This window comes from Jeotgalibacillus marinus (genome assembly GCF_040801915.1).
Lineage (GTDB): Bacteria > Bacillota > Bacilli > Bacillales > Jeotgalibacillaceae > Jeotgalibacillus > Jeotgalibacillus marinus.
Genome location: NZ_JBFMIA010000006.1, coordinates 1 through 11,997 on the forward strand (window position 1 = coordinate 1; position 11,997 = coordinate 11,997).

The window sequence follows — 11,997 nt, forward strand, 5'->3', positions numbered from 1 at the left end:
CAGCGCCGATGGTAGTTGGGGGACTCCCCCTGTGAGAGTAGGACGTCGCTAGGCACATGATAAAAAAACCGTTCCCGTTGGGGAGCGGTTTTTTTCTTTTCAATTGGCCCTTTGTCCATCAATGGACCGGGACCATGCGAGTGTTTCGAGTGGCAAGGAGCTCGAGGAAGTGAAGTTAGATCTTATAATGCGATTTTATTCTTTAATTGAAGATAAGGTAACAGTGCTTCATATAGCTGATCTAGGTGTTGTTCTGTTGTATTGGGACCAAACGAAATGCGTATGAATCGGTTGGCTTCGTCGACGGTTTTGCCGATTGCTGTCATAGTAGTGGCTGGATTTTGTTGTCCAATGTGACATGCACTTCCTGTAGAGACAGCGAGTTGCCGACGGTTGCACTCCAGCATGAGCAATTGGCCTTGGACGTTTGAGCTTGTCATTCCAACAATAGAGGGAAGTTGTTGTGCTCCCTCGATAGTGATTGATTTTGAGTAGGGTTGGATGAGATCGGTCCATTTTTTACGTAATAACAAGTAGTGTTGCTGATGATCGGTCATTTCATTTATGGCAATTTTAGATGCCGTGACAAATGAGGCAATTCCAGGGACATTAATGGTTCCAGGTCGAAATCCTTGTTGGTGTGTAGCGAGTTTATAAACGGATTCCCAGTGTAAATTGGGATTGATGTAGACGGCTCCAACGCCTTTTGGTCCTCCTACTTTATGACTTGAGATGGATAAGCTATCAACATTGAGTTGTTTTACATCAATTGGAAGTTTTCCGAAAGATTGAACACAATCGCAGTGAAATGGTATTCTCTTTGATTTTAAAAGAGCACCAATTTCTTGAATGTGCTGAGTGGTTCCAATTTCGTGATTGACATGCTGAATGGATACTAGAATAGTGTGAGCGGTAATGTTTTGTTCAATCACTGACAGTGAAATAAGTCCATCGGGTTGAACGGGAAGATAGGTTATTCGAAAGCCTTCTTCCTCAAGTGTAGAGAACGCCCCGAGAACGGAGGGATGTTCGAGCTTACTTGTTACAATGTGTCGGCCGCGATGGGCATGGCCTTTTACGATGGAACGAATGGCGAGGTCATTGGATTCTGATCCTCCACTTGTAAAAAAGATTCCGTTTTTTTCGCCATTTAATAATTCAGCAAGTTTTAGCTTACAAGTTGAAAAAAGATCCTCTGCTTCAGAACCGGTGTCGTGTAGGCTGCTGGGATTTCCAGGGAAATGGTTGGTGGCTTGAATATACGTTTCTACGGCTTCTTCTCTCATGGGTGTAGTGGCCGCGTAATCTAAGTAAATCATGTTTTCATTCCTCATTTCTACTAGATGAAAATGTTTCTCAAGATTAGGTATTGTATTTAGTGTAATGATATGTAAAGATAGGTGTCAAGACAATTGTAAAGATAGAAAGGTGAATCTTGATGCACTATGATGTCATAATCGTGGGAAGTGGAATCGCCGCATATGCTGTGGCACGTCGGTTAGCAGCTGAAAAGAGGGTAGCGATCGTTACAAAAAGTGCTCAGACAACCAGTAACTCAATGCTCGCTCAAGGTGGCATCGCTTCAGCATTTAGTGAAGAAGACCATTGGAAGGTTCATTATGAAGACACACTTAAAGCTGGGGATAATCACTCAAATAAGCTAGCTGTTACTTACCTTGTTCAGCAGGGGCCGAGAGTTGTCCGAGAATTAATTGCGGAAGGGATGGAATTTGATCAGGATGAATCCGCAGAGTATTTATTAGGAAGTGAAGGGGCACATTCGTACCGGCGGATTTTGCATGCTGGGGGAGATGCAACAGGAAAAAAATTAACGTCATTTTTATATAAAGAGATCGATCATCAAATTGATCTAATTGATTATTGCGCGGTAGTAGAATTAGTAGTTGAACAAGAGAGATGTGTTGGAGTTAAGGTTGTAGAGTCTAGTGGAGAAATCTTAAGTTTTTATAGCGATCATGTGGTTTTAGCAACAGGTGGATGTGGGAATCTTTTCACGCATTCTTCTAATGCAGCAACAGCAAATGGTGAAGGGCTGTCTTTAGCGTATTATGCAGGAGCTAAATTGGTAGATTTAGAGTTTGTTCAGTTTCATCCGACAGTATTAGAGGTGGATCATGGTTCTTGCGGGTTAATTTCGGAAGCGGTACGAGGAGAGGGTGCGTTATTAGTAACAGCTGCTGGAGAAAGAATCATGGAACACGTTCATCCGCTTAAAGATTTGGCGCCGAGGGATATTGTCGCAAGAGAAGTGTATCGCAGGATGATGGGAGGAGAAAAAATTTATTTATCGATCAATCATGTGAAAAATTTCACAGGAAGATTTCCTACCATTACATCATTATGCATGCAAGAAGGGATCGATTTGTCTAATGGAATGATTCCAATAAAGCCAGGCGCTCATTTTCATATGGGTGGGATTCAAGTGAATCAGGTTGGTCAAACGTCTGTTAATGGGCTTTATGCTGTTGGAGAAGTAGCGTGCACGGGTGTTCATGGGGCAAATCGACTGGCGAGTAATTCGTTACTAGAAGGTCTTGTGTACGGAGAATCACTAGCAAATTTTATTTTAGATCAACCCATATCGCATAAAAGAATCCCCCATGTGCACATGCGATCCGGTAATAAAGTGCTTCTATCGGCTCCTTTTTTAGCAAAGATAAAAGAACTGATGACGCATCATGTTGGGATTGAACGCACATCCAAAAAACTAGGAGACCTTGTGGGGGAACTTGGTGACCATTTATCCAAAGTGGATGTCGAGGATCTGGGTGGGTACCGTGCAGATGAGATTTTGCGCATTCATCAAATGACAGCAGCTTATTTAATCGCGAAATCAGCTTATGAGCGCGAAGAAAGCAGAGGCGCACATTATTGTGTGGATTTTCCTGAGAAAAATAAGGAATGGGAAGGTCGACAAATTGTTCAATTTATAACGCGAAATTTAGAGAGTGGGGGAAAAAAGACCAATGAATTTGTTAAAAGCGAGAAGACTGCTCGAGCAGTTTTTACATGAAGATCTTGGTGATCATGATTTAACAAGCCAGACCTTATTTACAGTAAATGACCATGGCAAAGCAGATTTTATTCTAAAAGATGATGGTGTGATTGCTGGACTGCCTTTGATTCAAGAGGTGTATCATCTGTTAGATCCGAGTGTTCGCGTTGAGTTATTTACACAGGATCGTCAAAAAGTAAGGGGTGGTGAACGCGTAGCTGAAGTTACCGGTCCAATTCAATCATTGCTTGCTGGCGAGCGGGTAATATTGAATTTACTTCAACGGATGAGTGGCATTGCAACGCTAACGAATCAAGCAGTAACAGCACTGAATAGCTGTCATACAAAAATATGTGATACAAGAAAAACAACTCCTGGTTTAAGAATGTTTGAAAAATACGCTGTGCGCTGCGGAGGTGGAGTTAATCACCGCTTCGGTCTTTACGATGGGGTCATGTTGAAAGACAACCATATTGCGTATGCAGGTTCGATCAGGCAAGCGGTTGAGACGGTTCGAAACCAAGTCGGTCACATGGTGAAAATTGAAGTGGAAATTGAGACGGAAGAACAGCTTCAACAAGCCATTGAATCAAAAGCGGATATCATTATGTTTGATAATTGTTCTGCAGAGACAATTCGTCAATGGATTAATCAAGTGCCACAATCGATTGTGACGGAAGCTTCAGGTGGAATATCCATTGATCAATTGAATGAGTATGGAAAATCGGGTGTGGATTTTATTTCGCTAGGTTTACTTACTCATTCAGTAAAAAGTTTGGATATTAGTCTTGATTTAAAGATGATGGGAAAGGAGAGAGCAAGGTATGCTTGATATGATCACGATGATGCCAGCTGAATATAAAGAGGCAAGCCATTTTGAGTTGATCACACGCGTGACAGCGATAAAAAAACGCATGGGAGACAGACTTTTTATACCAGGTCATCATTATCAAAAGGATGAAGTGATTCAGTTTGCCGATGCAACGGGTGACTCGCTTCAGCTTGCTCAGGTGGCAGCAAAGCAATATCAAGCAGAATTTATTGTATTTTGCGGTGTTCATTTTATGGCTGAAACAGCTGATATTTTGGCTACTCCTCATCAAAAAGTGATATTGCCTGATATGAGAGCAGGATGCTCCATGGCGGATATGGCAAATATCAACCAAACCGAACGCGGATGGGAGAAACTCAAGCAGCTTTTTGGCGATACGATTCTTCCGGTGACGTATGTGAATTCCACAGCAGCCATAAAAGCATTTGTCGGTCGTAACGGCGGTGCCACTGTAACTTCCTCGAACGCAAGCAAAATGGTCGAATGGGCTTTTGAGCAAAAGGATCGACTCTTTTTCTTGCCAGATCAGCATTTAGGAAGAAATACAGCTTTTGACTTAGGCATTCCGCTTACACAAATGGCCGTATGGGATCCAATTCGAGAAAAGCTTGAGTATGAAGGCGACCTTGATCAAGTAAAAGTGATTTTATGGAAAGGGCATTGCTCGGTTCATATGAACTTTCGGGTAGATCATATTGAACAAATTCGTCGTGAGGATCCTTCCATTTCGATTATTGTGCATCCTGAATGTACGAGAGAAGTGGTCGGTTTAGCAGATGACGCTGGATCAACAAAGTATATTATTGATACAATCGCACAGGCTGAAAAAGGGTCAAAATGGGCGATCGGTACAGAGATGAACTTGGTGAATCGATTGAAGAACGACTATCCAGACTTGCACATTCGTTCATTAAATCCAACTATGTGTCCGTGCCTTACAATGAATCGAATCGATCTCCCTCATCTTGCATGGATACTAGAGTCACTCGAGCGTAATGAAATACATAATCAAATAACGGTCGATAAAGACATTGCATACGATGCAAAACGTGCACTAGATAAAATGCTTTCGTTATCGAGCAAAAAACAGGAAAGTGTACGATTGTAAGAGGGTGAACGAAAAAAGAACATGGGGAAATCATTCCCATGTTCTTTTTCATGTCAGTATCTCTTCAGTGAAATAATCTAACACCATACATCCAGCTCCTTGAGCTACGATATTGTAGGATCCAGCTGATTTAGTAATCTGGACATGACTATTAGGATACTGAATCATTCGCTTTTCTGCTGTCTCAAAGGCGGCATCGTAGAAGAGTGGTTTTGGCACCAGAACTCCTCCGCAGATTCTATATTGGGCTGAAAAAGGAAAATTAAATTAGTAAGACCCATGCCAAAATAATGAGCGGCTTCCTTCACTACTTCTAAACAAAGTGGATCTTTCCTATCTAAAGCTTCTAAAACATGGTGAAAATCTAACTCATCCATATCATTAACTTCTTCTTGGAGAGAGGAGGCTTTACCACGTTTCAACCGTCTGATGACTTCGTCTCGAATGGCTGGCAAGCTGCTCTCCCGTATATTTTGAATCCATCTTTAATTTTTTAACGTCTAAGATCTTTAATTTTAAGTCAAGTTGCAATACTGTAGTATATAAACTTGTAATTTCTACCCCGATTAAGTAGTAATCGTTGGGGTTTATAACGTACATTAATGGTTTTCTTCCTCCACTTGATTCCCCGACTCCACTATCATATATAAGTCCTTCCTGTACGAGTTCATCTAATAAACGTGCACAAGTCGCATGTTTGTAACCTGCTAGTTCAGGTAAATGTTATACGAATTAAACTATATAAAAGTTTTAAACTCTTTTCTTTTGGTGATGTTAAGTTAACGAATTGCCTCAGTATATTTCTTCCAGAATCTAATTTTTATAGGTAATAAATTAAATGAATATGTAGAAATGAGTATGAAGCAAACAAACTTTTACTATTGAGGGAATCCTTCCTATCCCCATTATAAGACAGGAATCCGATTTGACATGCAAGATTTTATGATTAAGAACCTAAGTGGAGGGAGCTATGATTTCTTCTAAAGAGGTGTTGAATGGATAAATGCTATTTGATAGAGATTTTCCATTTAAATAATGATCGAAAAAGCTAAACTTCGTATTGCTCTAGTCACACTTTTCTACAACCCTTCAAAGCTATCCGTAGACCTTTAAAAAAGTAGGGTCTGAAACTTTTAAAAAGAAGTAATTATGAAATTTACTCAATTAGTATTTTAACAGGTTTCATAAAAAGACGAACTAGGCACTCTGGGTTTTTATCAAAAATAAAAAAAGAGTATGTTTTTTTATTTAACTATCACGTGTATTCTCGTTTTTTGTTGAACTTTTTATCATAATGATTTTTTCGTATTTACAATCGCTATAGACCTTATTATAATTAAAATGAGAATATTCAAAAATATTTAACAGGAGTTGATTTAATACTTTAAAAGTTTGATAAGATACATCTATTTCATTTAGGAGGAATTATTAATGCACGTATTACAAGATATTTTAGAAGCTAGAGACTTCATTATGAGCAAATTAGATGACCGCCCTACGATTGGATTGATTTTAGGATCTGGTCTAGGAATATTGGCTGATGAAATTGAAAACGCTATCACTATTCCATATAGTGAAATTCCTCATTTTGCAAAATCCAAAGCTATTGGACATGCTAATGAGTTAGTAATTGGACAGTTAAAGGGAAAAACTGTTGTAGCGATGAAGGGGCGTTTTCATTATTATGAAGGTTTTACACTAGATGAAGTTACGTTTCCAGTGCGTGTGATGAAGGCACTAAATGTAGAAGAATTGATTATTACCAATGCATGTGGCGCGGTCAATACAGATTTCCAACCTGGGGACTTAATGTTGATTTCCGATCACATTAATTTAGTTGCTACTAACCCTTTAATTGGGTCAAACAATGATGAGCTTGGAACTCGTTTTCCGGATGTGTCCAAAGTATACAATCCTGAATTACGAAGCATTGCTACGAAAGTGGCTAATGAACAAAACATTACTCTGCAAAATGGTGTATATGCTTGGTGGAGTGGACCAGCCTATGAAACTCCGGCAGAAATTCTTATGATTCGTACCTTAGGCGCAGATGCCGTTGGGATGTCAACCGTACCTGAAGCACTTGTGGCTGTTCATGGGAACATGAAAGTTTTAGGTATCTCTTGTTTAACAAACATGGCATGTGGAATTTTGGATCAACCATTAAATCATGATGAGGTAATTGAAGTAGCTGGTAAAGTTAAAATGAAATTTCTCGAATTAGTTAAGGGCGTTATAGAAGAAATTTAATTAGGGAAGATGTTCAAAGCTCTCGCATTGGGAGGATTTTCAGTTTCAGTTTTTTTTAGGTATGATTGGGTGGATTGTATTGAAGTTATAGAGTTACATGAAACTAATGGAATTACTAGTTTCAGTACCCAAATTTGCAACCTTTTTATTAAACTTTTTGTGTAGGAATTAATTGAATGTTTATCTATCATAAATTGGAATTGATTTCCTCAACTGATGAGTTTGAGGTAACAACTGAGCCCAGGTGGAAAGGTGAAGAGCTAAATAGAAAAGTACGAGGTGCTATAGAGGGATATCTAATGGGGCATATGTGGAATCATTGCCATTCTTGGTAGCACTCTTATTTTTTCTAGCTATCGAAAGTCTATTAATTTACGAACTGTTTTTGGTGGTTTAGCCATCCATTATTGGGTTACTGGTCTTAACATTTGAAAGTTTTTCAGCGAAGAACTCCAAGATACCAAATAAATGTCTGCACTAAGTAAAGTGATTCTCTTTCAAGGCGAGCAACATTACCTTATATGTCTAAGAATAAAGCGTTTCCTTAAAGGGAAGCGCTTTTTGCGTGCGACGGGCATTCCCACGATCGAAGATCGAATCGTTCAACAAGCGGTCGTAAATGTTCTTGAACCGAAGTTTGAAGAGTTCATCTTTCGCAAACGCTTAAGAGTAGCGATGATTCATCATCATCCAACCCAACGAAAAGGGTGGGCAATGATAACAAAAAGGACCATTGAATTTTTTGCGAAAATTGGTTTAGTGCCTGCGTACCAGTATTACTATGGTAAGCAGTATGGTCACAGTCTCGAAGAGTATGTTCAGCATTTGAAAGAAAAGAGCATAAAGAAGCGTGAGCGACTGATCCAACGAAAAAAAGAACGCAGGGAAGAGTACTATACTCCACAGCGCATCCGCCAAATATACTATGCAAAACAAAGGTTAGCAAAGAACTGATTAAAACGTCAAACACATTGGTAAGCCGTATGCCTTAATAGGGCACGTACGGTTTGATGAGGGGGTAGCCTTGAAAAAGGTTACCCTACTCTGCAAGTAATGTTTTTTTAAAAAAACAAATCAACTTTACTTTTTCCCTTGTGACTAGTAGGATTGCTTTTAAGTTATATCGGCAGAGTGTAGGGAACAATATGTAGGAGATGGATTGTAATCAATCTCTTTTTATATTTAATTTTTTATGAAGCGGACATTGTCACGCTTAAAAAGAAACTATATTTTGTAGCGGTGTCGTTTGAAGAGGGAAAATAGCACAGGAGGAAAGAAAAATGAGCAAGAAAATGTGGTTTGATGTTGAAGAACAAGAATCGATTGATGATTGTTTGAAAAGGATGACGGATCTTGGCTTTCGTCCGATTCGTCGTATGGAAGAACCAGTTTTTCAAGAAGTGAGAGAGGGATCTTCTGTAAAAAGAGAACCGATACGGCAAAAAATTCGATTTCAAGGAACGAAAAGCGAACAATAAATATTTTTTAAATAATAATGTTCGTTCTTAAGGTTGACGACTCCATGTCACCTTGTTATGATAAATACGAAAATACGACACGAATAAAGCATACGACCTCATATAATCATGGGAATATGGCCCAGAAGTTTCTACCCGGTTACCGTAAATGACTGGACTATGAGGGAAAGTGATGCCTTGGAATCCACTATGTCCTATCTAGGTACATAGGTATGCATTCGGAGCCCAGGTGAACAACTTTCCTTCATAAAAAATGGGGAATTTGTTGACCTGGGCTTTTTATGCATGAGGGAATGTAAGTTTAAAATAGATAATTGGAGTGAGACGATGACAGCTGTAGTTGGCGTGATTATGGGAAGTACATCAGATTGGCCTACGATGAAAAAGGCATGTGAAGTGCTAGATGAACTAGCCATTCCTTATGAAAAACAGGTAGTAAGTGCACATCGTACACCGGATCTAATGTTTGACTATGCAAGCCAGGCGCGGGAAAAAGGACTTAAAGTCATTATTGCTGGTGCAGGTGGGGCTGCCCACCTTCCAGGAATGGTTGCAGCGAAAACGACATTACCCATTATTGGTGTTCCGATTCAATCAAAAGCACTGAACGGACTTGATTCATTGCTATCAATCGTCCAAATGCCTGGCGGTGTTCCTGTAGCAACGGTAGCGATTGGAGAAGCTGGCGCGACAAATGCAGGTTTATTGGCTGCTCAAATGTTATCAGCGTTTGATTCTTCTATTGCAGATAAACTACAAGATCGCAGAAAAGTGAGCGAAGAAAAAGTGCTGAAAAGCAGCGGTGACCTGCATGAATAAAATTTTACCTGGACAAACGATCGGCGTGATTGGGGGCGGGCAGCTAGGTCGAATGATGGCTCTTGCAGCTAAGGAAGCAGGCTTTAAAATCGCTGTACTTGACCCAGGAGCAAACTCTCCTTGTGGTCAAATTGCTGATATAGAAATCACGGGAGCGTTTGATGACCGAGAGGCTCTGCAGCAGTTAGCGAAAGTCAGCGATGTCATCACGTATGAATTTGAAAACATTGATGCAGAAGCACTAGAATGGCTTTCATCGATTGCTCATATTCCACAAGGTTCAGAACTGATTCGGATCACTCAAGACCGGCGACTTGAAAAAGAAATGTTAGATCAAGCAAAAGTTCCTGTTGCATCCTATCAAATTATTAAAAACGAACGAGAATTATATGATAAGATAGAAACGTTCGGGTTTAACGCTGTATTAAAGACGTTAACAGGCGGTTATGACGGAAAAGGGCAGGTAAAAATAAAAAGTGCGTCAGATTTAAGGGATGGCACATTATTAATACAGAAAAATGGACCGTGCGTACTAGAGTCATTCGTTGACTTTACAAAAGAAATATCAGTGATTGTTCATCGTAATGAAAGGGGTCAAACAACGACTCTTCCAATCGCCGAAAACATTCATGTGAATCATATATTACATGAATCAATCGTGCCGGCAAGAATGGAACAAGCTGAACAAGATTTAGCGATAAAGCTTGCACTACAAATAGCAGATACAATTAAGCTTGTTGGAACACTAGCTGTTGAGATGTTTGTTACTGCATCTGGTGAAATTTACGTGAATGAATTAGCACCAAGACCTCATAATTCAGGTCATTATTCGATTGAAGCATGTGAAACGTCTCAATTTCACCAGCATATTCGAGCGATTACGAACTGGCCGTTAAAGAGTACAACTTTAGTCAAACCTGTTGTTATGGTAAATGTGCTAGGGCAACATGTTAAGCCAGTTCTAGAAGCGTTGGATGATTCGCCTGAATGGTCGATTCATTTATACGGCAAAGCAGAGCCGAAAGAGAACCGCAAAATGGGTCACGTTACGATTTTAACAAATGACATTGATCAAACTTTACAGAAAATTGATGAATCACAAATTTGGAAGACAACATAACTGGAGGTATAGACGATGATCGAACGTTATACACGCCCTGAAATGGGCAGTATTTGGACAGAACAAAATCGTTTTCAAGCTTGGTTGGAGGTTGAAATTTTAGCTTGTGAAGCATGGGCAGAGATTGGTGATATTCCGAAAGAAGACGTTCAAAAAATTCGTGCGAATGCTTCATTTAATGTGAATCGCATTAAAGAAATTGAAGAAGAAACACGTCACGATGTTGTAGCGTTCACACGCGCAGTATCTGAATCGCTTGGAGAAGAAAAGAAGTGGGTACATTACGGCTTAACTTCAACAGATGTTGTAGATACAGCAACTTCCTACCAATTAAGACAAGCAAATGAGATCTTGTTAAAAGACCTTGAGCGTTTTGTTGAAATTTTAGCCGTGAAAGCAAAGGAACATAAATTAACGGTCATGATGGGGCGCACGCATGGTGTGCATGCTGAGCCAACTACGTTTGGTTTAAAACTTGCTTTATGGCATGAAGAAATGAAACGTAATCTTGATCGTTTTAAATTAGCTGCTACTGGAGTGGAATTTGGCAAAATGTCAGGTGCTGTTGGAACCTATGCCAATATCGATCCGTTTGTTGAGTCGTTTGTATGTGAAAAACTAGGCTTGCAAGCTTCACCGATTTCAACACAAACACTTCAGCGTGACCGTCATGCAGATTATCTGGGTACACTTGCACTCATTGCTACCTCGATTGAAAAATTTGCTGTCGAAGTACGCGGACTTCAAAAAAGTGAAACACGCGAGGTTGAAGAGTTCTTTGCGAAAGGTCAGAAAGGATCTTCGGCAATGCCTCATAAACGTAACCCAATTGGTTCTGAGAATATGACCGGACTTGCACGTTTGATTCGTGGCTATATGCATACTGCGTATGAAAATGTACCACTTTGGCATGAGCGTGACATCTCTCACTCATCTGCTGAGCGCGTGATTCTACCAGATGCGACGATTGCCTTAAATTATATGCTAAACCGCTTTGGTAACATCGTGAAAAACTTAACGGTTTTCCCTGAAAACATGAAACGTAATATGGATCGTACACTAGGACTTATTTATTCACAACGTGTTCTTCTTGCTCTTATCGATAAAGGCTTATCACGTGAAGAAGCATACGATACCGTTCAACCAAAAGCCATGGAAGCGTGGGAAAGACAAGTGCATTTCCGTGAACTAGTTGAAGGTGAAGAAGCGATTACATCAAAACTTTCACCTGCTGAAATCGAAGACTGCTTTGATTACAACTATCATTTACAACATGTAGATATGATCTTCACACGACTTGGCCTGAACGAATAGTAGTAAAAGGGAGGTGTGATCCTCTCTTCTTATAATAAGTGAAATTATCGAATTACGAGG

General features: G+C 39.9%; 12 protein-coding genes and 1 riboswitch. Of the genes, 10 read left to right on the plus strand and 2 right to left on the minus strand.

What is annotated here, in order from left to right:
- Window positions 1-182: 182 nt before the first annotated feature.
- A complete protein-coding gene (locus AB1471_RS08645) occupies window positions 183-1,319 on the minus strand; it encodes an IscS subfamily cysteine desulfurase (protein ID WP_367779357.1) in 1,137 nt (378 codons plus the stop codon).
- Between the two features lie 119 nt (window positions 1,320-1,438).
- Here AB1471_RS08645 and nadB point away from each other — a divergent pair, with 119 nt between their 5' ends.
- The 3 genes from nadB to nadA are packed head-to-tail and all read left to right on the plus strand — an operon-like array spanning window position 1,439 to window position 4,956.
- The gene (nadB, locus tag AB1471_RS08650; RefSeq protein ID WP_367779358.1) at window positions 1,439-3,034 is read left to right on the plus strand and encodes an L-aspartate oxidase; all 1,596 of its coding nucleotides are present in this window, start codon (window positions 1,439-1,441) and stop codon (window positions 3,032-3,034) included.
- Window positions 2,988-3,848 (plus strand): carboxylating nicotinate-nucleotide diphosphorylase, encoded by an 861-nt coding sequence (gene nadC, locus AB1471_RS08655; protein ID WP_367779359.1) that lies wholly within the window; start codon window positions 2,988-2,990, stop codon window positions 3,846-3,848. Before nadB ends, nadC begins: the two co-directional genes overlap by 47 nt.
- The gene (nadA, locus tag AB1471_RS08660) at window positions 3,841-4,956 is read left to right on the plus strand and encodes a quinolinate synthase NadA (RefSeq protein ID WP_437342349.1); all 1,116 of its coding nucleotides are present in this window, start codon (window positions 3,841-3,843) and stop codon (window positions 4,954-4,956) included. The genes nadC and nadA overlap by 8 nt, the downstream gene beginning before the upstream one ends.
- A gap of 164 nt (window positions 4,957-5,120) precedes the next feature.
- Here nadA and AB1471_RS08665 read toward each other — a convergent pair whose 3' ends face one another.
- On the minus strand, window positions 5,121-5,411 hold the full coding sequence (locus AB1471_RS08665) for a hypothetical protein (RefSeq protein WP_367779360.1): 291 nt from the start codon (window positions 5,409-5,411) through the stop codon (window positions 5,121-5,123).
- A gap of 976 nt (window positions 5,412-6,387) precedes the next feature.
- Here AB1471_RS08665 and AB1471_RS08670 point away from each other — a divergent pair.
- The 7 genes from AB1471_RS08670 to purB all read left to right on the plus strand — a co-directional run bounded on the left by AB1471_RS08670 (window position 6,388) and on the right by purB (window position 11,937).
- Entirely contained in the window at window positions 6,388-7,206 is an 819-nt protein-coding gene (locus AB1471_RS08670; RefSeq protein WP_367779361.1) for a purine-nucleoside phosphorylase, read from the plus strand.
- Between the two features lie 318 nt (window positions 7,207-7,524).
- Entirely contained in the window at window positions 7,525-7,638 is a 114-nt protein-coding gene (locus AB1471_RS08675) for a hypothetical protein (RefSeq protein WP_367779516.1), read from the plus strand.
- Window positions 7,639-7,767: 129 nt separating this feature from the next.
- Window positions 7,768-8,160, plus strand: coding sequence for a hypothetical protein (locus AB1471_RS08680; RefSeq protein ID WP_367779362.1), 393 nt, complete (start codon window positions 7,768-7,770; stop codon window positions 8,158-8,160).
- A gap of 326 nt (window positions 8,161-8,486) precedes the next feature.
- On the plus strand, window positions 8,487-8,684 hold the full coding sequence (locus AB1471_RS08685; RefSeq protein WP_367779363.1) for an NETI motif-containing protein: 198 nt from the start codon (window positions 8,487-8,489) through the stop codon (window positions 8,682-8,684).
- 78 nt (window positions 8,685-8,762) lie between these two features.
- A riboswitch (purine riboswitch) is annotated at window positions 8,763-8,864 on the plus strand.
- A gap of 147 nt (window positions 8,865-9,011) precedes the next feature.
- Window positions 9,012-9,503, plus strand: a complete 492-nt coding sequence (gene purE, locus AB1471_RS08690) for a 5-(carboxyamino)imidazole ribonucleotide mutase (RefSeq protein ID WP_367779364.1) — start codon at window positions 9,012-9,014, stop codon at window positions 9,501-9,503.
- Window positions 9,496-10,623, plus strand: a complete 1,128-nt coding sequence (purK, locus tag AB1471_RS08695) for a 5-(carboxyamino)imidazole ribonucleotide synthase (RefSeq protein WP_367779366.1) — start codon at window positions 9,496-9,498, stop codon at window positions 10,621-10,623. Before purE ends, purK begins: the two co-directional genes overlap by 8 nt.
- Before the next feature lie 15 nt (window positions 10,624-10,638).
- The gene (purB, locus tag AB1471_RS08700; RefSeq protein ID WP_367779367.1) at window positions 10,639-11,937 is read left to right on the plus strand and encodes an adenylosuccinate lyase; all 1,299 of its coding nucleotides are present in this window, start codon (window positions 10,639-10,641) and stop codon (window positions 11,935-11,937) included.
- The last annotated feature ends 60 nt before the right edge of the window (window positions 11,938-11,997 follow it).

What these genes read in the sequence shown, in the direction of transcription:
- AB1471_RS08645 (WP_367779357.1), bottom strand. Translation starts at nt 1,319, where the DNA reads ATGATTTACTTAGATTACGCGGCCACTACACCCATGAGAGAAGAAGCC.
- nadB (WP_367779358.1), top strand. Translation starts at nt 1,439, where the DNA reads ATGCACTATGATGTCATAATCGTGGGAAGTGGAATCGCCGCATATGCT.
- nadC (WP_367779359.1), top strand. Translation starts at nt 2,988, where the DNA reads ATGAATTTGTTAAAAGCGAGAAGACTGCTCGAGCAGTTTTTACATGAA.
- nadA (WP_437342349.1), top strand. Translation starts at nt 3,841, where the DNA reads ATGCTTGATATGATCACGATGATGCCAGCTGAATATAAAGAGGCAAGC.
- AB1471_RS08670 (WP_367779361.1), top strand. Translation starts at nt 6,388, where the DNA reads ATGCACGTATTACAAGATATTTTAGAAGCTAGAGACTTCATTATGAGC.
- AB1471_RS08685 (WP_367779363.1), top strand. Translation starts at nt 8,487, where the DNA reads ATGAGCAAGAAAATGTGGTTTGATGTTGAAGAACAAGAATCGATTGAT.
- purE (WP_367779364.1), top strand. Translation starts at nt 9,012, where the DNA reads ATGACAGCTGTAGTTGGCGTGATTATGGGAAGTACATCAGATTGGCCT.
- purK (WP_367779366.1), top strand. Translation starts at nt 9,496, where the DNA reads ATGAATAAAATTTTACCTGGACAAACGATCGGCGTGATTGGGGGCGGG.
- purB (WP_367779367.1), top strand. Translation starts at nt 10,639, where the DNA reads ATGATCGAACGTTATACACGCCCTGAAATGGGCAGTATTTGGACAGAA.